We start from the raw sequence: 21,939 nt of genomic DNA, 5'->3' as shown, positions 1-21,939 counted from the left end.
GAGGGCGTGTCTGAAGGAAGCGTGGAGCAAACCTGCGCGCCGACGAACAGGAACCGGATACGAGGCGCGAGCGCCGGACGAGCACGCTGGATTGCGAAGTCCAGTTCCATCAAGGGCGTAAGACGTAGATCCGGCGGCGGTGCAGGGAAGGCGGTTCAACTGACCCCGGGAGATCTGTGCCGTGTCTCGGCAGCGAGACTGAAGGAGTCGAGAGACTCTTGAGCGCGACACAGAAGTCAGCAGACGGCATAGTAGGGGCGAAGGCCTCGAAGGCCGGAACGGCTCCCTCAACCGAGGGTGTAAGGGAGAGACCAGTAGGGCGTGCGACCTATTCGGTGAAGCATGGCAGAACACCAACTTCAGTTGGCCTTCATGGTTGGGACAACGGGTGAAGCCCCACGGCCCGGCCAGTCAAGGGCTGAATCACCGAACGCGGGACACGGAACCGAACGTCCGTTGTGTACTGAGCGTGTGATGGAGGAGATGGTCCATGAGGAGAATGTGACGCGGGCCTTAAGGCAGGTCCGACGAAACCACGGCAGTCCGGGAGTTGACGGGATGACCGTGGCCGCCCTGGGAGATTATCTTTCCAGGCACTGGGGGACGATCAAGCAGGCCCTTCTGGAGGGCCGCTACCGACCGAAACCGGTGAAACGGGTCGAGATTCCCAAACCGGATGGAGGGGTGAGAACGCTGGGCATCCCCACGGTCGTGGATCGCTTTGTCCAGCAATTGGTCTTGCAGGTCCTGCAACGGAAGTGGGATCCAACGTTTTCCGAGCACAGCTACGGGTTCAGGCCGGGACGGTCGGCGCAGCAGGCGGTCGCTCAAGCGCAGCAGTATATTGCGGAGGGATACGGCACGGTCGTGGACATCGACCTGGAGAAATTCTTTGACCGGGTCCACCACGATCGATTGATGAGCCGAATCGCCACGCGGGTGGCCGACAAGCGGGTGTTGATACTGATCCGGGCCTATCTCAACGCGGGTGTCATGGAACACGGGCTCGTCAGTCCCACGGAGGAGGGGACCCCGCAAGGGGGGCCGCTCTCTCCGTTGCTGAGCAATATTGTGCTGGATGCTCTGGATCGGGAGCTGGAGCAGCGTGGCCATCGCTTTGTCAGATACGCCGATGACGCGAATATCTACGTCAAAAGCAAGCGAGCGGGGCCGCGTGTGATGGAGAGTCTCACCACCTTCATCGAACAGCGACTCAAGCTCACCGTGAACCGGGTGAAGAGCGCGGTTGCTCAGCCCAAGGAGCGGCCATTTCTGGGATTCAGCTTCACGAGTGGACCGGAGATCAAGCGGAGGATCGCGCCTCACGCGCTGGTTCGCTTCAAGAAGCGGGTTCGGACATTGACGAATCGGAACCGAGGGCGGAGTTTGGAGCAGGTGGTGGAGCACCTCGCGTCCTATCTGAACGGATGGGGCGGGTACTTTGGGTTCTGCCAGACACGCTCCGTCCTTCAAAACCTCGACTCATGGATCAGACGGCGGTTGCGGTGTGTGCTCTGGAAACAGTGGAAAACCCCACGTCGCCGGATCGCAGAATTGAACCGTCGAGGAGCCCACGGCAACGAAGCCGTGTCGACGGCGATGAGCAGTCATGGCCCTTGGCGACTCAGCCACAGCAGAGCCGCCCAAGTCGCGTTGCCCACGACGTACTTCAACGCACTTGGTCTGCCTCGATTGGACGCAATGGTATGCAGATAACCAGCCGAACCGCCGTGTACGGACCCGTACGCACGGTGGTGTGACAGGGACAGCCCGCGAGGGCTTACCTATGTCGATCAGTATCCTCGAGGACCGTACTTGAGAAGTGTGTGTACCGTGCTTAGTATTTTACACAGGCGCGTCGGAGAATGCTCTCGCGGCGCGCGTTTACATTTCGACATATAAAAATTGGAGGTATCAAAATGAAGAAGATCGCACAGGTCATGCGTGCCAATGGCCGCCACTGGGTCGGCGACGGTTTCCCTGTCCGCTCGCTCTTCTTCTACGGCAGCGATGCGCAGGCTATCAGCCCGTTTCTACTCTTTGATTATGCCGGACCCCACACCTTTGACCCGGCAAACAGCCCGCGCGGTGTCGGGGAGCACCCCCATCGCGGCTTTGAGACCGTCACCATTGTGTACGACGGCGAGGTGTCACATCGTGACTCGACAGGTGCAGGTGGCACGATCGGCCCTGGCGACGTGCAGTGGATGACGGCTGCAGGCGGCATCATTCATGAGGAGTTTCATTCCCAGGCCTTCACCAAGACCGGTGGTCCATTCCGGATGGTCCAGTTGTGGGTGAACTTGCCGGCAAAGGACAAAATGACGTCACCCGGGTATCAGTCGATTACCGACGCCGACATTCCGGTTGTCGATCTCGACCAGGGCGTTGGTCGAGTGCGTGTCATCGCGGGCAAGTTCGCAGATACAGGCGGCCCGGCGCGTACATTCAGCCCAGTGAATGTCTGGGATGTGCGGCTCAACCGAGAGGCCGACATCACCCTCGACATGCCTGAGGGCCATACTGCGATGATTGCAGCGCTGTCCGGCCATGTGACGGTCAATGGCAGCGAACAGGCCGGGGAGGCGGAGGTCATCCGCTTCGAGCGTGAGGGTTCCCAGGTCAAGATTCATGCCGATGGCGACAGCACATTGCTGGTGTTGACGGGAGAACCGATCCAAGAGCCAGTTGTCGGCCAGGGTCCCTTCGTCATGAACAGCGAGGCGGAAATCCGCCAAGCGATCGACGACTTTAACCGCGGCCGTTTCGGACAGGTCGCTCACTGAATTGCGCCGCGTCGCCAAACTAAGGCGGCGCGGCGGTTTGGCCAAATCGGTCACCATGAGCCAGCTTCTATGGCCACTCAGAGCGAAAAAGACAAAGTGCTGGCAGGGGAACTCTATCGCTCGGCAGACGAGGAGCTGGTGGCGAACCGCCGCCGTGTGAAAACAATACTTGCCCGCTACAATGCGATCTGCGACGGTGATCCCATCCTTCACAACGCTCTGTTGCGCGAGTTCTTGGGGGCGGTCGCGAGGCAAATAGTAGGGTCGGAGCTTGATCTATGCACGGCCATCGTATCGAACAACGGGTCCGATGCGCTGAACAAAATGAAACCTCATCAGCTCTTGCTTCGATACAGAGGAAATCAAGGTGGTGCTCGGTATCTTTTGGCGAAGTCGTGTGACCAATGCGCCGGTGCAGAAAGATCTACGAGAATTTGTCGCGGCTGAGCAGTACTATCTCAGGGATGTTCAAGGGAAGAAGCGAAAGGTGAACGGAAGCGGGTGGCGTATCGCTACCGGCCGCCATGGACGAGGATTTGGCGGTGGCTGTAGAGCAACAGCGCACGCTGCTCGGCCTCATCCGCTTGAGCAGGTTCTCCCGTCTTCCGGTAGAGGTGGCACAGCAGTGACAACGCCGCCGCTTCCACAGCGGCATCACGCAGAGTTTGAGAGAGAATGATCGCGCGCTTCGCTGTCTCGACAGCGTCGGTTAGCCGGTCATTTTCCGCATAGAGATAAGCCAGCCGGAGTCGAAGCACGGCTCCGACCTGAGTGTCCCGCTCCTGTTCGGCAAGCTGCAGTCCCTCTTCGTAATACCGGCGCGCTTCGGTGGCTCGGTCCAACAGCCACGAGGCCGTTCCCAGCGCCAGGACAGCGGCCAGTTCCTGCCGGCGATCCCGGCGCGCGGCTGCCTGCTGCCGGACCTGCTGCAGCGCCGACAGGCCTGGCTCGCTCGATCCGTCACCCACTTGCAGCAGCCCCAATTGAATCAGTGCCTCATTCCGCCCAGCCTGGTCTTTGGCGCGATCAAACAATGTGACGGCTCGACTGAGCGACGTCCGCGCCTCCTCCAGATATCCCAATCGAGCTGAGACGCGCCCCGTCACCAAAAGAGCCCGTGCATGGGTGAGTCGATCGGAGGACTGAGCCAGAATGGGAACGGCTTCTTGCAACGCAACGTCGGCATCTCGGAATTTTCCTTGGAGTTCGTAGACTCGAGCGATCTTCACCAATGCGACGGCAATGCCTCGCGTCTGTTTCTTTTCACGGAAGCTCGACAAGGCAAGCTGGTAGTACGTGAGCGTTTCAGGAAGGTGCTGCTGAAACTCGTGCGTCTCGCCGATTCGGAGCAGTTCCTCGCCGCTGAGTGTGTGGTCCGTGGATACGCGCTGAGACAAATTGAGCTGTAGCAGAGACCAGTCGGCACTTGGCAAGAATGGAAGAAGAAATGCCAGCAAGGCGGCCGGTCCCGCGCCCGATGCGTGCATAGCTGAAAGATGCGCCTGTTCGAGGGAGAGATCAAGCGCGCGCCGCCGCCTGTCTCAAAGGCAGAGCATGTACACGAGAAGCAGATTGAGGGTCGGATCTTGAACCGTGCAATGGCAAGAAGGTGTGGGTTTGGAACCCTTTTCAACGAGTGCCGGTGTTGGGTAGCCGACTTATCCTTGGAGAATCAGCAGATGCCAAGTCGATCTCTGCCAACACGCCGCGATGGTCGGATGGCCAGAGTGCGTCGCCGTTCGGGAGACGACCGGGCTGGTCAAATGCCAGACGGCTTGAGCGCACGACCGGATGTTTATCGTTGTTTCCATCAAACAGGAAAATGAAATCAACGCGGCGATCGGCGGTGGGCCATTCGACGTAGATGTCCTGCCAGACAGTCCCTCCGGATATTCCCGGATTCGCGACCCGGAAGACATCGATGAAACCAGCGTCTTTCTGCCATCCGGTGAGGACAGGAGATTGTTCTCCCGCATTCAAGTCGCCCATGAGGATGGCTTGGCCCTTTCCTCGATGTTCACGGAACAACTCTCCGACTCGCTGGAGCTGGCATTCGTCTCCCTTCGACGTATGGGCGGAAAAGACCTGGACCGGTCCGTTCGGTGTATTGATCTCAGCCTGCAGTAGAATGCGAGGGTCCAGGCGATGTTGGCAGCGGGGTAGGTCGTAGACCTCTGAGGCGACGATCGGATATCGGCTCAAAATGGCCGGTCCCTCCCTGAAGCCGATGGCTGCTGTGATCAGCCGATCCAATGGGCCGATTCCGAAGATATGCTCGGTCGCAGGAGCGAACACCATCTGATACCCAAGCGCATCGGCGATCCGTTGAGGCACGTTGCCATGCTTCCGACTGTCTGACGCTTCTTGAAGGGCGATCACGTCAGGTTGCAACCGCTGCAGTTCCTGGATTGTCATGTCGAGTCGTTCGGCGAGATGAGTGCCGCTCTCGAAAAATCCAGACCATGGTCCATCGTGCAGCAGGTTGTAGGTCAATACACGCAGTGCGGGTGAATCACCTCGGCCTTCCTCAGCGTGAGCTGCCGGATTACAGAGCAGCAGCATGGCGGCCAGCCACGGGAGTGTATACGAGATGCGATTTGTCATGGTTGACGTCCATACCATACGCCTCCCTTCCAAACCTTTCCACCTTGAATCATATATTGACGCAACTCGGCGATTGGAGCTGCGTCCTTGCGCAGGCTTTTTACCCGGTGCTAAGATCCGAACATCACAAACATTAGGACACTGTTTCGGGGAGCACCATGCCGAACATCACGTTACTCGTGTCGCCCAGTTGTGGAGCCTGTCCCTCTGCCAAGAGCCTGTGGAAGCAGCTGAGGGTTAAATACAGCTTCTCCTATCGGGAAGTTGATATTACGACGAAAGACGGTCAGGAACTGGCCGACCGCCATTCCGTCAGAGCAGTCCCTGCAACGATTATCGATGGACGATTGACCTTCGTCGGGGTGCCGAGCCGCGAGAGCGCTGAGAAGGCCATTCAATTGAAGATTAAACAGCGGGAAGGCTGACAAGTCATGGACGAAGACGATATCGAGCTACCTGATCTTCCACTTCTTGACAAGGGTCCTCCACCCGACTGTCCAATCTGCGGCGATCCCATGTCTTTTATCGATGGCGATTGGGCCTGTGTGGACTGCAACGGAGAGCTCTTGGGACCGGAGACGGGGTAGCGTACAATGACTCGCCATGTTGCGGGTCGTGACCGGTCGGTTTCATCCTGATCTAGAATCCGCTCTGGTCGAGCGTCTCACGCGTATCAAAGCAAGCGATCCCCTTGCGCCCATCGCGATTTTCGTTCCATCCAAGCCATTAGTCGATCGAATTCGCACCCTTCTCGCTGTCGAGCACCGGCTGTCGCTCCTGAACCTTCAGGTCTTGACCTTCCATCAATTGGCTCTGCGACTGGCTGGAGAGGTACCTCCTGCCCACCCGCTGCCGCGGATCGTGGACGAGCTGTTCTTCGAACAATTGGTCCGCCACATTGTTCGCAGCAAGCTCTCCAGCCAGGGTCCTTTACAACGGCTCAGACAATCCTCAGGGACATGGGGCGCACTCTGGGCGACGATACGCGATTTGAAGGATGCCGATGTCGATCCAGCCCAAGCGCTGCAAGGCCTCCGTGAAGGGTACTTCGAAGAAGAGGACCGAGAGTGGCTCGGCGCGCTCATTTCACTCTACGCGGCGGTGAGGGAAGCGGGCAAGACGCTCGGGGTCGGAACGCAGGAGGATCTGGCTGACTCGCTCATCCCCGTTGTCTCGACGGCTACGTTCCTCCAACCATTGAAGGAAGTGTTCTATTACGGGTTCTACGATCTGACTCAGGTGCAGCTGTCTCTCTTTGAAACTATCAGCCGAGCGAAGGACACGACATTGTTCTTTCCGCTGGAGGATGTTCCGGTCTGTGGATTCGCCCGACGGTTTTTCGATCGTTACATCCAGCCGTTGGTGAGGTCGGACGAGGCGATGATCCGATTGGAACAGGAATCCTCTACGGTGGCCGAACATCCCGTCCAGCTCACCATTCGGAGCGTAATCGGGGCAGAAGAGGAATTGGCCGCAGCCTGCCGCATGATTCTCGATCTTGTCGAAACAAACGGCTATCGATTCGACGAAATCGGCGTCACCGCCAGGACGCTCGATCTCTATAGCCTGCATCTCCAATCGATCTTCGATCGCCATCGCATCCCCTTTCGGACGACTGCGTCGCAGCCGTTGATTCAAGAACCGATCTGCAAGGTCGTGTTGCAGCTGGCTTCCCTGCCGTTGAACGATTTGTATCGCGCGTCGGTCCTCGATGTTGTGACGTCTCCGCTCTACGTCACGGATTTGCATGACGAGCTGTCGGAGTCATACCGGCCCGAGCAGTGGAAGCTGCTCGTTCAAGCCCTACACATCACTCACGGAGTCGAGGAGTGGAAACGGTTGGAGCAGGCGAGTCAAGCTTCACTGATGCTGGAAGGCGAGGAGAGTCTCGTTGATTCTACGGCTATTGCGCCGGAGGTGATCAGTTTACTGTGGCAGGTGGTCTCACAGCTCGCACAGGACTGCTCGGCCCTTCCATCACGAGGCCCGATCGGCCGGATGGTCACGGCTTGTCGGGCTCTCGTTGATCGGCGTCTGCGTCGGCCTGAGTCAGTGGAATCGACCACCGAAGCTGTGCAGCTTGCTCGCCAGGCCGTGACGTGGGAGGCCATCGATCGTATTTGGGGCAGCCTTATGGAATTGGAGTCGCTCAATGAGGAGCTCACTTGGGCCGAATTTGTCGAATTGCTGACGCATACCTTCGAGCGGACGACGAGGTCTTTGCAGGATGGCTCACCACAGGGGGTGATGGTGTGTGACGTCATGGCGGCTCGCGGGGTGCCGTTCCAAGCCCTATTCGTCCTCGGCCTGAACGAAAAAGTCTTTCCGCGTTTTATCCGAGAGGACGCATTTCTGCGTGATTGCCATCGGCTGGTGCTCGACGCCACGCTCGGATTTAAGATCGACGAAAAATTGATCGCGTATGGAGAAGAGGCCTTGCTCTTCCACCTGTGTTGTCAGGCTGCCTCCCAGCGTCTGTACCTATCCTATCAACGGGCCGATGAATCGGGGCGCATGCTGGCCGTCTCTCCCTATCTCGGAGAAGCTCGCCGTCGGTTCGGCCAGGATGAGCAACCGATAGATGTAGTGCCTCGTCGCCTGACGGATCGGGTGTTGCAGCGGCCGACGATCAAACTGTTCCTGCCGCCGGCTGAGCTGAGTCAGTGGTTGGTGATCAATGGGCAAGACCCGACCGATCTGGTACAGGCGCTCGGGCGTGACGCGGACACCTTCCGCCATGCGGCATCGGCGCTCGATCGAATCGAAGAGGAGGGCGCAATGCTGAATCTCTTCGATGGAATAACAGGGATGGTCGAGTCCCATTGGACGCGAGTTGTCGAACGGGGCCTCTCCCCGACGCCGCTCGAACGGTATGCGCGCTGTCCCTTTCAATATTTCGCTGCCGATGTGCTGCGACTCGAGCCGAGTCGCGTTGCGCTCGAACAGGAACCGGAGGTGGCGTTGGTCGGTACGCTTTGCCACGCTGCATTACGCCGTGTCTATGAACAGCTGGTGCAGGTCGGGTGGCCGACCGCACCGGTGGCGGACAGCCTGGTGCAACAGACGATCCTTGCGGCGGTGGAACAGGCGACGGCAGACGTGGGGGCACGACATCGGACTGGCCATTATCTGCTGTGGGAATTGGCGAAAGAACTGATTAGGACGCTGGTGATTGCGGCGGTGGAGGCGGATGAAACGGAACAGCTCGAACACCCGTACTCACCTGTCGCATTTGAAGCGGACGGAGAAGGAACGGTTCCCGGCATCATCGATGAGGGATTATTGAAGATCCGTGGTCGCGTCGATCGGCTCGATCGGAATCGGACCACCGGCGCATTACGCGTGGTCGATTACAAGTTCAAGGTCGGCTCATCCATGAAACCGGAGGACCGCAATCTGGCTCAGTCCGCGGTCCGTGGGTATCGGCTGCAACCACCACTCTATAGTTGGCTCACCGTTCCCGGACAGCCCACACCGAGCCAGGTGCAGTTTCTGTTTCTCGCTCCTCGGTGGTCAACAACGATCAGTCGCTCGACGTTTGAGGCGGTGTCATGGTCATCCGATACCGGCACAGTCATCCAGAACACGATCAGAACGTTGGTGGACGGCATCCATGCCGGACGATTTTTTATTCTTCCGGACGGCTATTGCGACGGATGTGACTTTCGTGTGGTCTGTCGGCGAGAACATGCTCCGACTTGGTGGAGAGCCCATCGCGCGGCCGAACCAAAAACGCTGAAGATGCTGCGCCTACAGAAGCATGCCGATGAATAACGATCTGTTGATATCGGACCGCATGGCTCGAGAGTCGGCCGAGACGACGTTCGATCGCAACGTGGTCGTCGTAGCCGGGGCTGGGACAGGCAAGACGACCTTACTCGTAAATCGTCTCGTGTATTTGCTCATGAAAGAGCCCAATCCGGTCCTGATTACGCAGGTCGTCGCCTTGACGTTCACCAACAAGGCGGCGACCGAAATGAAAGTACGGTTGCGCGAACGGCTTGCGGTTCTCACCATGCCGGAGGCCGATTCGATACGATCAAGCGATGGGGGGGCTGTCTCATGCAGCGATCTTCAAGCAAGGTATCGATTGAGCGTCGACACAATTGCCGCGCGTGCTCAGGCGGCGCTTAACGACATTGAAAAGACCCAGATCGGTACCCTCCACAGTTTCGCCGCGCACTTATTACGACTCCATCCGCTGGAGAGCGGAGTCGATCCTGATTTCAAAGAAGACGACGGCTTGCGATTTGAAGAACAGTTCACCGCCGCGTGGGATTGCTGGCTCGACCAGGAATTGAGCCGAGCCGGACAACAGCATCATCTGTGGCGATCGGTCTTGTCGTCGACCACTCTCGAAGCGGTCAGCGCGTTGGCCAGGTCCTTGTGCAGCGAGTTAATTGATCTCGGTATTCTGCAAGAACAAGTCGAATCGACGGCAGTGACGCCGGCCATCTTGCATTGGATCCAGCAGATGGAAGACCGGGCGAATCAGCTCATGAAAACCTATGATCGGCCGAAGCGCCGTAAGGTCGAGCATATGCTTGCTGCGACGGCGTCTTTGATGCGGCTCGTGGCAGCAAAAGGGTTGTCAGGCCGGCAAGACTTGACGACGGCGGAACGAGAATGGCTCGACAAGGATCTCGGAAGCGCCGTGAGCGGATGGGAGAAGGGCGATTTCAAAGAGGCCGCCGCCCTCATCCAAACGGCGCAACAGCTTCTGTCGGTCGACCATGCATGCTTGAACGATCTCTTGACCCTGCTCATCCCGCTCGTGCGGAACATACGCGAAACCTTTGCTCGACAAGGCTGGCTTTCGTTTGATGGGTTGCTGGCACGGGCACGGACGCTCCTCTTCGAACATCCGTCTGTCCGTGAACGGATCAAACGGGACTATCGAGCCGTACTGGTCGATGAATTTCAGGACACAGACCCGGTCCAGTACGAAATCATTCTTGCGGTCTCGGAGCGGCAAGGACGCCAGGCCGTTCACTGGCATGAGATGGTGCTCGAACCAGGGAAGCTCTTCATTGTCGGAGATCCCAAACAGTCGATCTATGCCTTTCGGCGTGCCGACATCGAAGCCTTCGATCGGGTTGTGGAGAAAATCACGGCTGAGGGTGGAATAGTCCAGACGTTGACGACGAACTTCAGAAGCGATGCGGCTGTCTTGGAGCCGGTGAATGAAGTCTTCGATCGGCTGTTCGAACGACGGCAGCTGGTCCAGCCGGGGAATGTCCGATTGGAAGTACGCCCCCAACGACGACCTGCCTCGATCGAGCCGGGAGTTCGTCTCTGCGTGACCACGCCGGATGGTGAAGACGAGACATTTGATGCGGCAGGGGCGACAAGGGCCGAGAGCGAAGTGCTGGCTCGCTGGCTGAACGACGAGGTCCTGAGTCGCCCATCCGTGAAACCGGGCCATGTGGCGCTGCTGTTCAGAAAACTCACCCACGCCGATGCCTACCTCGATGCCTTGCGCCGGCACGATATCCCCTACGTCATCGAAGGGGAGAAACATTTCTATCGCCGTCAAGAGGTCATCGACCTCGTTAATCTGCTGCGGGTCTTGGATCATCCTCATGACGAGATTGCCTTGACCGGTCTCCTTCGTTCACCACTTGGTGGTCTAACGGATCGGGAACTCTATGAGCTCAAGCAGGCGGGGCATTTCAATTATCTCCGCGCGTCGCGTTTGGAGGGATGGCCCCACGCCCGTGCCGCTGCAGTTCGGCGACTGTACGAACATCTAGCTTGGCTACACCGGGCTCTCCCTGTGCTTCCATTGGCCGAGGCCATCGAGCTGATGTTTGACCGATTACCCATCCTCGACTTAGCCGCAGCCTCCCTCCATGGCGAACAGGCCGTGGCGAATCTCATGAAGGTCAAACAGACGGCTGCGTCATTGGCCGACCGGCCCCACATGACCCTGAGTGGGTTTGTGGGTCTCATGATCGCCAGGCTGGAAGAACAACCGGACGAATCGGAGAGCCCTCTCGCCGAGGAGTCGCTGGAAGCTGTGCATGTCTTGACGATTCATAAGGCCAAGGGGCTGGAGTTTCCCATTGTTGTGTTGCCGGGCCTCCATCAAGGGAGCGGACGAGAGCGGGCTGTGCCGCAGGTCTCTTACGATTGGTCGAGCGGAACCTATGGGCTTGTCCTGGACCGTCATTGGTCTCTCGGCTCGCTGCTGGTCCATCACAAGCTGCGGCTGCGAGAAGAGGCGGAGCGACGACGGGTGCTCTATGTGGGGATGACGAGGGCTAAAGAGTTGTTGCTGTTATCAGGAGGAATCACGGCACGCTCGATTGGCGAAACGGTGTTCGAGCTGCTGCAGAACATCGGCATGGGGGAGATTGGAACCGACTCGACTGAAGCCTTGCAGATCGGCAAGAGCGCGATTCCCCATCGAGTGATCAGGGCACCGGAACGAAAGTGGCCTCGTCGACGTTTGCACCGAACAACTGGCGCGGCGTCGGTCGATCCGCAGGACATTGCTGAACGGTGGAAAGTAAGGACTATTCGATGGACCGAAGTTCGTGAGACCCCACCTCATCTGACGCCCACAACGTTGGGCAGGCGGGTGGTGACGAACATGCGTGAAACCATGCCCGTTCGACAGGATGCTGTGATCGGACGGGTGGTTGGTGTCGTGACTCACTGTCTACTCGAACGATGGGATTTTGTACAGGATCCTGCCGGATTACTTGCTCAGGTTGATCCTGCCCTTCAGAAGGCCCTTGGACCGGACGACCAGTCCATTACTGGAGCGGTCGCTGAATCTGTGAGTGAGCTTCTGGCGACGTTCGGTCGATCGGAGGCCTATGCACGTCTCCGCTCATCCCAGATCCTCGGCCGTGAAGTTCCGTTCATTGTGCCGTGGGGGGACAGACAGGTCATGGAAGGAGTCATCGACCTCATCTACCGATTGGATGGAGAGCTCTGGGTAGCCGACTATAAGACGGATGTCGTATCGCCGGATCAAGCGTCGGCTCGGGCCGAACAGTACCGTACACAGAGTGAGGTCTATAAAACTGCAGTCCGACAAAGCCTTGGAGTTGAAACAGTTCGTTTCCACTATCTGTTCCTTCGCTGTGCGACGGCAGTAGAATTGTAGGTGTTGAGGACAATTGAAGTGGCCAGGCGCGAGCATATCTCATCTGAAGCCTTTGCCCACCTGGTTCAACAGGCGATTGCTGATCTGCCAACCCCTTACGCCAAGCTGATGGAATCGATCGCCGTCGTGGTGGAGGAAGAACCGCCGGAAGAGGTGTTGCGGGATCTGGATCTGGACAGAGCGGACGATCTACTCGGTCTCTATCAAGGCCAGTCGCTGGCGGCTGATTCGTTCTTCAGGCCGGGCGGGGAACAACCGCCTCAGATTTCCATCTATCGAGGACCGATTCTCCGCATCTGTGAGAGTCCGGAAGAAGTGGTGCAGGAAGTGTACGACACGGTCGTGCACGAGTTGGGCCACCATGTGGGGCTGGACGATGACGAGATGCCGTACTAAAGTTCAGTGCTGAGAATTGAGTGCTCGCCTCGCTGAGCCGAAGCGGGCTGTGTGCTGCGTTGAAAACGCCCGGAAACTTTTCGCTCAGCACTCAGGACTCGGCAGGCATCACTGTCCAGAGCACGCGACCTTCTGTCTTTCTCTTTGGTAACCCAAGATCAGCATGAGGGCCCCAACTAGTACCATGGGCAGGGAGAGGACTTGACCCATGGTGATCGGTCCCAAGATGAAACCTAGGTGCTGATCCGGTTCACGGAAGAGTTCAACGATCAGTCGGCTGATACCGTAACCGGTGATGAAACTCCAGAAGACCGCTCCGGGCGGGGTCGGACGTCGATCGATCCACCATAATGCTGTGAACAAGACAAGACCTTCCAGCGTTGCCTCATACAATTGCGAAGGATGGCGGCAAGCAGGGCCTCCCGCTGGAAAGACCATGCACCAGCCCACGTCGGTTGACCGACCGAAGAGTTCACCGTTGATGAAGTTTCCGATCCGACCGAACCCCAAGCCGATCGGTGTGACGCAGGCCGCCAAGTCTGCGATGGTATAGGCAGGAATTCCTTGCCTTCGGCTGAACCAGATCAGGGCAATGATGGTTCCGAGGAGCCCACCGTGGAAGGACATGCCTCCTTCCCAGACCGCGAGGAGTTTCAGCGGGTTTTGGATGTAGTAGGAAAAATTGTAAAACAGTGTGTAGCCGATGCGCCCACCGAGAAATACGCCGAACGCAGCGTAGACGACCATGTCGTAGATCTGGTCCTTCCTGATCGCCAGTTCCTTTCTGGCAACTTTGTGTTGGATAAGGAAATAAGCCGCGGTCAGGCCGATCAGGTACATCAACCCATACCAGCGGAGCTGGATGGGGCCCAGCGCCACAAGAACTGGATCGATGTTGGGGTAGGGGATGGCGGCTGCGGGACCCATTACTGTGCTTTCAGTCTAGTCCTTCGTGAAATGGCGCTCATAGCTTGAAAGGAACGCGAATCTTGATCATACACAGGATCCTTCGCGACCTACGGCAAAACTTGCCGGTGGATCATACGGGGGCTCAGGTGTCAATGCAAGCGCGACAAAGGTTAGAGACGCTTAAAGTTTGACCCCGGTAAATCGGCTTCCATGGCTGATTCACCGGCATGTACGAATCGAAAGTGTTGGTTTTCTGAAACGACTGTGTCTCGGCCTGTCGAGAAAAAGAGACCAAAAATTAGTCACTCCTAATTGCCAAAAAACGCCTCCTACGGTTTTTCGAGGAAATCGCGTCCTCTACGGACATTCTTATTCTGGCACGGAGCATGCTCAAACACCTCGACATAGGAAGAGTCCCTAAACGATCTTCCGGCTCATTCACCATCATGAGGAGGTTCACCATGTCGGAGCAGGAGAATCAGGTCGCCAAGGCAGCAGCACTTATCGCCGGTGGGGCGGTCATCGGAGCAGGACTCGGGCTCCTCTTCGCTCCACAGACCGGTGTGGAAACTCGTCGAAGCATCAGCCGCTATGCCCGCAAGGCGCAGGTGCAGACCAGCCGATGGGGCAAGGCAATCAAGTCGGGAGTGGAGGGAGCGCTGGACCGCAAAGCCGGGAAAGAGAAGAGCTGTGAGCAAGAACGGCCACAACTGACTGCTGTGTTGAACTAAGCTTCTCGAAGATCATCGGTAGCAGGTCCCCCCGTCGCTCTCCTCCGTCGGCACGGGCTGCCTGCTACCGATGGTCCGAGGGGATCTGAATGCTGATGGCCCCGGCCGGTTCTCCTACTCGATCACCTGCGTTCGGATAGCCTGAAATGTCCAGGATCCCTTTGGGATTCTCGTGGCAGGCGAGGCAATTCTCGGTATAGTAGGTCAACATCAGGGTACCGAGGAGCTTTCCCCCCGGCGATCCATTCGACAAGCGGCATCGTTGAGGCCGGTTGGTTCGCAAGCTGCTTCAGCACCGTTTTCTTCATACGAATCCGGCGCATTCTGCTCCGAACGGCGACGGTCAATCCGGCAAAGCCTTCCTGGACGGCCGCGAGCGTATCCAGTTTTCCATTCTGCGTTCAAAATTGTTGCCATAGTTCTTCCGCTACTTCGGGCTTTTGGATGATGGCTCCGATACCCTCTTCATGGAAATAGGGACGGGAAAACCACAGGCCTGTCGGCCTGATACTGGGAACGGTTCTGCTCACGGATGAGACGAACAGATCCAGTTCGCCTTCATTCATTGTGATGAACAGATGGAGAAACCGGGCGACGTGCAGGGTCGGGACGATGGGAGTCTGTCCGCCACACGTTGTAGCGCATTGAGAGAGAGATTCCTGGAAGAATCTTCCTGAAGGTCTTGTTTGAGCTACCGGTGTCGTATTTCAGTTGCGCTGGAACCCATGTTGGGCATGGTGGACGGGTAGGGAAGAGGGGGGCGATAAAAGTGGTCGTGATCCGTAGTCGCTATGTTACAATCCGCCTCTCGCCGGAGTGGCGGAATAGGCAGACGCAAGGGACTTAAAATCCCTCGGGCTCTAAAGGTCCGTACCGGTTCGATCCCGGTCTCCGGCACCAGTCACTGTGGCCCGTGTATCGGTCGCGAACGAACCTAATAGAGGGATTCATGAGTATAAAAAGCATAGTGGTGCTCGTCGCCGGCGTCGTACTTTTTCTTTTTGTCGTGGGCGTTGGGGCTTGGGTTATGACGGCGCCTCTGGCAGCCGGAGAGGTCGAGGCGAAGCGTTGCAATGAATACGTGGACCAGTTGGACATGCTGAAGCGATACAACTGGTTTTGGACTCCCTATCATCGTCGAATGGCATTCAACGATTGTTTGACAAGAAGGTTGGGTGAGCAAAAGCAACCATAGGAGGTCTTTCCGTCAAAGCGCTCATCCCACGAAGTATCTAGAGTAAAATCGGTTGGGCCCTCTCCAAAATATTCCTGGTTTGGTGTCCCATGCTTGTTGGTGACTCCTTCCATGTGATTTCCAGAACTCTCCTCGCGTTGATCATTCTTCAGATGTGGGATGCGACCTCGGTGTTCCCCGGGTGGGAGTTCGTCGACGGTAACGAGAGGGCGAAGGTCTATGTTGATCCCGAGACCGTCACCCGGAGCGGTGAATGGGTGAGCGTGTGGGTCATGGATGATCTGAAGACCGCTCAGACACGAGGCTTCAGGAAATACTTATCTTCCCGTGCCCAAGAAGAGCACGACTGTATCAAAGGACACTTTCGGCTGCTGGCCTTGGAATATTTCTCGGGGAATATGGGGTCTGGAGAAATGCTGTATAAGACGTCAGGTGAGTCGGACTGGGCACCTATCCCACAAGGAACGTTGGCTCAATCAGTCTGGGAATTTGTCTGCGGAAGTAGAATTCCTTGACGACGGGTGGGAGAAGTCAATGCGGCGGCCTTTCCCGCTTGCATTCTCAACTGATGCCACTCAGGATCAGACAGACGAAGGCGCACTGCTGTCGGAAATCACCCACTCAGACCTGACTTGTTACCTCAATGGGTGTGCTGTTTACAGGAGGTTCACATGTTCGGCCCAATTACGCTGCCGTTCGGAGCCAAGATGTTGTTCAATACCGTGAAGCTGAAACCCGGCGTCAGTTTCGAGGACGTCGAGTTGGCCGTCGGAGAAATGTGCATGGTGGTCAAGGAAACCTACGGCGGTGAGAAAGGGGGCTTCCTGGCCGGCCAAGTCTTCAAGTTCTCCGGCTTCGTGTCCGAGGAGGGCTCGCTGATCGACAACAAGGCCACCGACGAGCATTACGCTATCGTGACCTACTGGCGATCTTTTGAGGCGCACGAGAAGTCCCATGCCGACGAACTATTCACCAGCAAATTTGCATCCATGGTGAACATGTGCTCGGAGACCAAGGAGCTCGGCTATGACATGCTGTGGCAAGGCGCGCCGTGAACGAGCAGGCGAGCATGGCGTAAGGGTCGAACCTACGGCCCGCTGATTAAGAGTCCTGCCGAAACCCTGCCTCAGGAAACCCAGCAAGCGCATTCACCAGCAAAAGGGGGGGATTCGTGATGACGAACCTCGTCATGGATCATGGTAGGTCAGGGTGTTTTGCACCAGCTTGGCACCAACTCGATTTCCGGTGGAGTATGAGTATCCTTTTGAGGCTCAGATAGACTTAGAGATCATCGGAGGGACTATGACATCGACGAAGAGACTCAACAGCATCGTTCTCCAAGTGCTTCTTTTGGTGGCAGCGCTCCTAATGGTCACCTTACCTGCTACAGGGCAGGATGGGCCGCTCAAGCCGAACGTGGTATTTATGCTTGCCGACAACCTCGGATACGGAGACGTGTCGTCATACAACGGCGGGATTCGCGGTGGAATGCAAACGCCCAATATTGATCGGTTGGGCTCGGAGGGCCTTCGGTTTACCCAGTTCCTGGTCGAGCCAGGCTGCACACCTAGCCGCGCAGGGTTACTGACAGGCCGCTATTCGATTCGTGTTGGTCTCTCACTCATCATCGCCCCGGGCGGCAAGAATACACTGCAACCAGAGGAGGTGACTCTGGGTAAGATTTTTAAGAATGTCGGGTATCGCACGGCTTATGTCGGAAAGTGGCACCTTGATGCCGAGGCCAAGAGTCAACCCCAGAATCAAGGGTTCGACGAATGGCTCGTCGGGTTCTCAGGTACCACGGACATTGTCCGCTATATGCCGAGTATGGTCGAGACGCGCGCGCCCGAGGCGCTTCGTAAAACGCTGGAGTACTGGATCGTGGAGGCGAAAGGCTCGGGCGAGGCAAAGAAGCTGCGCCCCTATGACCTGGAGTACCGAAAGCAAATCGAGAAGGACATCTCTGCCGCATCAGTCGAGTACATATCTCGGCAAGCTGCAGCGAGAGCGCCATTCTTTCTGATGATCGGCTGGACACGGCCGCACTTTCCAAACGATGTTGGGACTGAGTTTGCAGGTAAATCTGGCCTGGGCAAGTATGGGGACAGTGTCATCGAGCTGGACCAGCGTATTGGGGAAGTATTGGGTGCCATCCGTTTTGCGGGCATCGAAGATAACACCATTGTCGTGTTCGTTTCTGACAATGGCCCCACGACCACAGGAGGTGGGATGGAGGAACTCTATGTCGGCGATCCAGGGCCATTCCGCGGCGAGCTGGGAGACGCATACGAAGGTTCGATTCGCACCGTCGGCATGATTAAGTGGCCTGGCAAGATCGCACCGCGCGTCTCCAACGAGATGTTCGCCATTCACGACTTCTTGCCGACATTCGCCGCACTGCTTGGCGCGCAGGTGCCTACGGACCGTCCAATAGACGGAGTGGATCAGCACCCCTTCCTGCTCGGCAAACAAGCCCATTCAAACCGAGAGCACCTCCTCACATTCATAGGTGATCGCCTCGTCGCGGTGCGGTGGCGGCAGTGGCGTATCTATCCAGTGGAGTTCCTCGGTTCGCGTACGAACCCTTCGACCGGCGGTTATCTGGGCACGATGCGTGAGACGGCGGGGTATCCACAAATCTACAATATCGAGGCCGACCCGAAAGAGCAGCTCAACGTGGGCCATCTGAACGGGTGGGTCATGGCCCCCTACCTGCGACTGGTGGAGCAGTATCGAGCGTCGCTAAAAAAATATCCCAATCCGCCTGCACCGAACCTGACCGACATTCGGTAACAACGAGAGTGGGACGCGAGGTGGGTGTGTTTGACCCGCGGTTTGTTAGTTCGTTCTGCGACGGAAATAAATGGATAATCAAAACGTTGCAAGTCCGGCTACACGGCGCTACCACTCTGGAGGCTTTCAAGGAGCCGCGCGGCACTCTTATCGTTCTGCGCTGAATCGCGAAAGAGGTTTTTGAATCAGGGTAGCAAAGGTTCGAAATCTCGAGCCGAGTAAGGATCTAGGGCGTGTCATCCGTTAGCAGCGCCATCATGTTCCGGATTCACATGAGAATGTGCGTGTGATTCACTAGTCATGAGCCAGGGGAGAGGCTTATGAATGACCCAAAGGCGCTAGGCGTTGCGAGATGAGCAATGGGAACGGATCAAGGATGTTCTCCCTGGCCGGGAGGGACCTGCCGGAGGGACAGCCAAGGAGAACCGGCTGTGTGTTGACGCGGTTCTCTATCGTTGCCGCGCCGGGATCGCCTGGCGCGATCGGCCGGAGCGGTTCGGGGCTTTCCGGGTGATCCACACACGTCACACACGCTGGAGCAACCGCGGCGTCTGGCAAAGGATGTTTGCACATCTGGCCGAAGACGCGATGATCGATTCCACCATCGTCCGTGCCCACCAGCACAGCGCCGGGGCAAAAAGGGGGACCGGGAAACGGAATGCAGCGGGCGCTCAAAAGGCAGATTGACGACAAAAATCCATGCGTCGTGCGATGCGCTGGGCAATCCAACCGGGTTCCCTGACGCCGGGGCAAGCCCACGATCTGGAAGGGGCTGATAGGCTGCTGCCCAATCTCCTGGAAACCGTTCAGGCGTTTCTGGCGGATAACGCGTATGATGCGCAGGAGCGTGTCCTCACCCTGCGGGCAAAAGCCGGCGTCAAACCCGTCATTCCACCCACATCACATCGCACGCAACAGCGCGACTACGAGAAGGACATGTAGAAGGCCAGACATTTGATCGAGAATTTCTTCGCAACACTCACGCACGACCGCGCCATTGCCACACGGTACGATAACCGGGCGCATAACTTCCTCGATGCTATCTATCTCGCCGCCTCGGTCATATGGCTCAACTGATGACACGCCCTAAGGAGACGTGCAATTTCTGTATAAAGGCCTGTCTAGGTGAAGAAATTATTGGGGTTGACGGGAAAGGATTCTTGGCAAAACTCATGAACTCGGTAAAAGAAGCACGGCCTACTTTGATATCAGCCATTTCGCCGTAAAAGAAAATTGCGGAAACCTCTGCGAATTGATCGAGGATACCGGTAAGTACCACAACTAAGTTTCTGAATGAACGCCGTACTTGGTGCGCAGCCATGGGATCCCAGGTTTCCTTCTTAACTTTCTTCGCCGGGGAATAGGATTTTGCATGATCGTTCTGTATAGAGCGAAACAGTTCCTCTGTTTCTTCAAAGGAATCCCTAATACCACGACCGAGATTTTCGAGATAAGGAAAGAGGGTGCCACTCTTGTCGGAAAGAAATCGGGGTGCACTACTGTAAGAAAAATAATTAGCGACACAATAGAAGCGATAAAGAGGCTCGGGAACGGTCTTATTTTCTCGTGCAGTTGTCCAAATACACTCATGATCCTTTATGACGAGCGGGTTCGTTAGAAGCCCAACAGTGTCCAAGTCGCACTCTTGCAGGCTCATTCTTCGCTCCTCCTTCGTGTCGAAATACACGCATAGCAGTTCTATGGAGGCTACACTGAGAGATAAGTCACTGCCTAGTGGTAACCTGCTGATTAAGAGTCCGGCCGAAACCCTACCGCAGGACACTCAGCAAGAGGAATCATCAGCAAAAGGTGAGGATTCGTGAGGCGAACCTCATCATGGGTCATGGTGTGTCAGGGTGTCTTGGCACCAACTTGGCACCAGCGCCAAGGACATTGAGCGCGATTAGGGGAGAGAGTTTATCCCTTACCGGTCACATGACAACACATCGTTGACACCCAAACTGACACGACATCGATGACACTTGGCCGACACCGATAAAACGGATAGAAGGACCCTCCAGTCCATCAGGGGGGAAGGATATGAGTCAAAAAAAGTGCGGAGCTGATCGAGGAACGCAAGCGATGTGTCGGCTGGTGGCTGCAACAGCGGTCGATCAGTTGGATTGCCCGACGACTGCGACGAAGTCGGGAGTGGGGGCACAAATGGATCCGGCGGTATCGCCAAGGAGGCCCGACGTGGTTTTTGGAGCGATCCCGACGACCGCACCAGATAGCCCGGCGTGTGTCGGCCACGTTCGAGCAGGCGGTCATCCGAACGCATGCTCGGCTCACCAGTCCGCGCAATCCGCTTGGGTTTTACGGCGCGGAAGCGATCGCACACGAGTTGGCCGATGTGGGGGTGTCCCCCGTGCACAGTATCCGCACCATTCACCGAATCTTGGCCCGGCACCAGCTGGTCACGCGCAGGCGACGGGACCGATCTCGGCGCGGTCCCAGCTTGCCCACTCCTCCGGCCCGGCGCCAGAACGACGTGCACCAACTCGACTTCATTGTCGGGCATTATCTGGGAGCTCGGCGGCCCGTCGTCATCTTGAACCGCAAGGACATAGCCACGGGGCTGGTCGGCGGGACCGAGGAACCCGACCGACGAGTCCAGCGCGTGCTGGCGTTTCTGACGCGGGACTGGCACCGTCATGGCCGGCCTCGGTTTGTCCAAATGGACAACGACATGAGCTTGACGGGCGGCCGGTTCTATCCTCGCAGTCTGGGGCAACTGATCCGATTCTGCTTGGCCTGTCGAGTCATCCCGGTCTTTACGCCCGAGCGGCAACCCGCCGCCAACGCCCGCGTCGAACGCTACAACGGCCTCTGGCAGGAGAAGGTCTGGCAGCGGTATCGCTTCCGCACCCTGCGGCACCTGCGGGCTCGGTCGCACGCCTTTCAGGTGGCCTACAACACCTATCTCACACGCAGGCTGATCCATCAGGGGCAGTACGCGCGCTTGAACGGCCCTCGGTGCCCGTTGCCCGTGCCCTTCCGTATGCCCCACCCGTTGCCACTCTGTCGCGGACAGATCTGGGTGATCAGGAGAATCGATGAAAACGGCCACATCCAGGTGTTCAACGAAACGATTCGGCTCCCCCCGCGCTATGCCCATGAGTTTGTCCGCGTGGTCATTCGGACCGGCCCGCAAACTCTTTCGGTGTACTGGACTGCGTCCCAACAGGGGCGCCTCAAACGGATTGTGCATCGAGCCTATCGCCTCCGTGAAAAGGCCTGCACTCCTTTGCTCTGAAGTCATGCGTCGTCCGGTGACTTCCGCACGAGTGTCGGAGGGTCAACTGGGTACAGTCAGCGATGTCTTGTCGCGCATGAAGACCAATTCATGTGTCAGCGATGTGTTGACACTTGTCGCTTACCGGCTACCCAGCACATACCTGCGCATCG

General features: G+C 57.4%; 17 protein-coding genes, 1 tRNA gene and 1 pseudogene. 15 read left to right on the top strand and 4 right to left on the bottom strand.

What is annotated here, in order from left to right:
* Window positions 1–342: 342 nt before the first annotated feature.
* The 3 genes from ltrA to P0120_19065 all read left to right on the top strand — a co-directional run bounded on the left by ltrA (window position 343) and on the right by P0120_19065 (window position 3,233).
* Window positions 343–1,716 (top strand): group II intron reverse transcriptase/maturase, encoded by a 1,374-nt coding sequence (gene ltrA, locus P0120_19075; protein ID MDF0676412.1) that lies wholly within the window; start codon window positions 343–345, stop codon window positions 1,714–1,716.
* A gap of 203 nt (window positions 1,717–1,919) precedes the next feature.
* Complete coding sequence (locus tag P0120_19070) at window positions 1,920–2,786, top strand: pirin family protein (protein ID MDF0676411.1); 867 nt, start codon at window positions 1,920–1,922, stop codon at window positions 2,784–2,786.
* A gap of 69 nt (window positions 2,787–2,855) precedes the next feature.
* Window positions 2,856–3,233: a maltose acetyltransferase domain-containing protein gene (locus P0120_19065; protein MDF0676410.1), complete on the top strand. Its 378-nt coding sequence runs from the start codon at window positions 2,856–2,858 to the stop codon at window positions 3,231–3,233.
* A 65-nt stretch (window positions 3,234–3,298) separates the two neighbouring features.
* Here the strand turns inward: P0120_19065 and P0120_19060 are convergent, their stop codons facing one another.
* Window positions 3,299–4,273, bottom strand: a complete 975-nt coding sequence (locus P0120_19060; protein ID MDF0676409.1) for a hypothetical protein — start codon at window positions 4,271–4,273, stop codon at window positions 3,299–3,301.
* A 142-nt stretch (window positions 4,274–4,415) separates the two neighbouring features.
* Window positions 4,416–5,390 (bottom strand): endonuclease/exonuclease/phosphatase family protein, encoded by a 975-nt coding sequence (locus P0120_19055; GenBank protein MDF0676408.1) that lies wholly within the window; start codon window positions 5,388–5,390, stop codon window positions 4,416–4,418.
* A 158-nt stretch (window positions 5,391–5,548) separates the two neighbouring features.
* Between P0120_19055 and P0120_19050 the strand changes: the two genes are divergently transcribed.
* The 4 genes from P0120_19050 (at window position 5,549) to P0120_19035 (ending at window position 12,903) form a co-directional block, all read left to right on the top strand.
* Window positions 5,549–5,815, top strand: a complete 267-nt coding sequence (locus P0120_19050; GenBank protein MDF0676407.1) for a thioredoxin family protein — start codon at window positions 5,549–5,551, stop codon at window positions 5,813–5,815.
* Window positions 5,816–5,993: 178 nt separating this feature from the next.
* Window positions 5,994–9,164 (top strand): exodeoxyribonuclease V subunit gamma, encoded by a 3,171-nt coding sequence (locus tag P0120_19045; GenBank protein MDF0676406.1) that lies wholly within the window; start codon window positions 5,994–5,996, stop codon window positions 9,162–9,164.
* Window positions 9,157–12,507 carry a UvrD-helicase domain-containing protein gene (locus tag P0120_19040; protein ID MDF0676405.1) on the top strand — a complete coding sequence of 1,117 codons (3,351 nt, stop codon included), beginning with the start codon at window positions 9,157–9,159 and terminating at the stop codon, window positions 12,505–12,507. Before P0120_19045 ends, P0120_19040 begins: the two co-directional genes overlap by 8 nt.
* Window positions 12,508–12,903, top strand: coding sequence for a metallopeptidase family protein (locus P0120_19035; GenBank protein MDF0676404.1), 396 nt, complete (start codon window positions 12,508–12,510; stop codon window positions 12,901–12,903). It abuts the gene before it with no gap.
* Window positions 12,904–13,011: 108 nt separating this feature from the next.
* Here P0120_19035 and lgt read toward each other — a convergent pair whose 3' ends face one another.
* Window positions 13,012–13,830 carry a prolipoprotein diacylglyceryl transferase gene (lgt, locus tag P0120_19030; protein ID MDF0676403.1) on the bottom strand — a complete coding sequence of 273 codons (819 nt, stop codon included), beginning with the start codon at window positions 13,828–13,830 and terminating at the stop codon, window positions 13,012–13,014.
* Window positions 13,831–14,273: 443 nt separating this feature from the next.
* Here lgt and P0120_19025 point away from each other — a divergent pair, with 443 nt between their 5' ends.
* The 7 genes and pseudogenes from P0120_19025 to P0120_18995 all read left to right on the top strand — a co-directional run bounded on the left by P0120_19025 (window position 14,274) and on the right by P0120_18995 (window position 19,608).
* The gene (locus tag P0120_19025) at window positions 14,274–14,543 is read left to right on the top strand and encodes a YtxH domain-containing protein (protein MDF0676402.1); all 270 of its coding nucleotides are present in this window, start codon (window positions 14,274–14,276) and stop codon (window positions 14,541–14,543) included.
* Window positions 14,544–15,353: 810 nt separating this feature from the next.
* Window positions 15,354–15,443, top strand: a tRNA-Leu gene (locus P0120_19020).
* A gap of 49 nt (window positions 15,444–15,492) precedes the next feature.
* On the top strand, window positions 15,493–15,738 hold the full coding sequence (locus P0120_19015; protein MDF0676401.1) for a hypothetical protein: 246 nt from the start codon (window positions 15,493–15,495) through the stop codon (window positions 15,736–15,738).
* 113 nt (window positions 15,739–15,851) lie between these two features.
* Complete coding sequence (locus P0120_19010; GenBank protein MDF0676400.1) at window positions 15,852–16,253, top strand: hypothetical protein; 402 nt, start codon at window positions 15,852–15,854, stop codon at window positions 16,251–16,253.
* A 156-nt stretch (window positions 16,254–16,409) separates the two neighbouring features.
* Window positions 16,410–16,793, top strand: coding sequence for a hypothetical protein (locus tag P0120_19005; protein ID MDF0676399.1), 384 nt, complete (start codon window positions 16,410–16,412; stop codon window positions 16,791–16,793).
* 247 nt (window positions 16,794–17,040) lie between these two features.
* Window positions 17,041–18,531: a sulfatase-like hydrolase/transferase gene (locus P0120_19000; GenBank protein MDF0676398.1), complete on the top strand. Its 1,491-nt coding sequence runs from the start codon at window positions 17,041–17,043 to the stop codon at window positions 18,529–18,531.
* Between the two features lie 345 nt (window positions 18,532–18,876).
* A pseudogene (locus P0120_18995) lies at window positions 18,877–19,608 on the top strand (IS5 family transposase).
* On the opposite strand, the gene P0120_18990 reads toward P0120_18995, so the two are convergent.
* On the bottom strand, window positions 19,601–20,188 hold the full coding sequence (locus P0120_18990; protein MDF0676397.1) for a hypothetical protein: 588 nt from the start codon (window positions 20,186–20,188) through the stop codon (window positions 19,601–19,603). The pseudogene P0120_18995 and the gene P0120_18990 sit on opposite strands and share 8 nt — an antisense overlap.
* Before the next feature lie 456 nt (window positions 20,189–20,644).
* On the opposite strand from P0120_18990, the gene P0120_18985 reads away from it, so the two are divergent.
* Window positions 20,645–21,787: a leucine zipper domain-containing protein gene (locus P0120_18985; GenBank protein ID MDF0676396.1), complete on the top strand. Its 1,143-nt coding sequence runs from the start codon at window positions 20,645–20,647 to the stop codon at window positions 21,785–21,787.
* Window positions 21,788–21,939 lie beyond the last annotated feature (152 nt).

This window comes from Nitrospira sp. (assembly GCA_029194675.1).
GTDB lineage: Bacteria > Nitrospirota > Nitrospiria > Nitrospirales > Nitrospiraceae > Nitrospira_D.
This window is presented reverse-complemented; position numbering and strand designations above follow the sequence as displayed.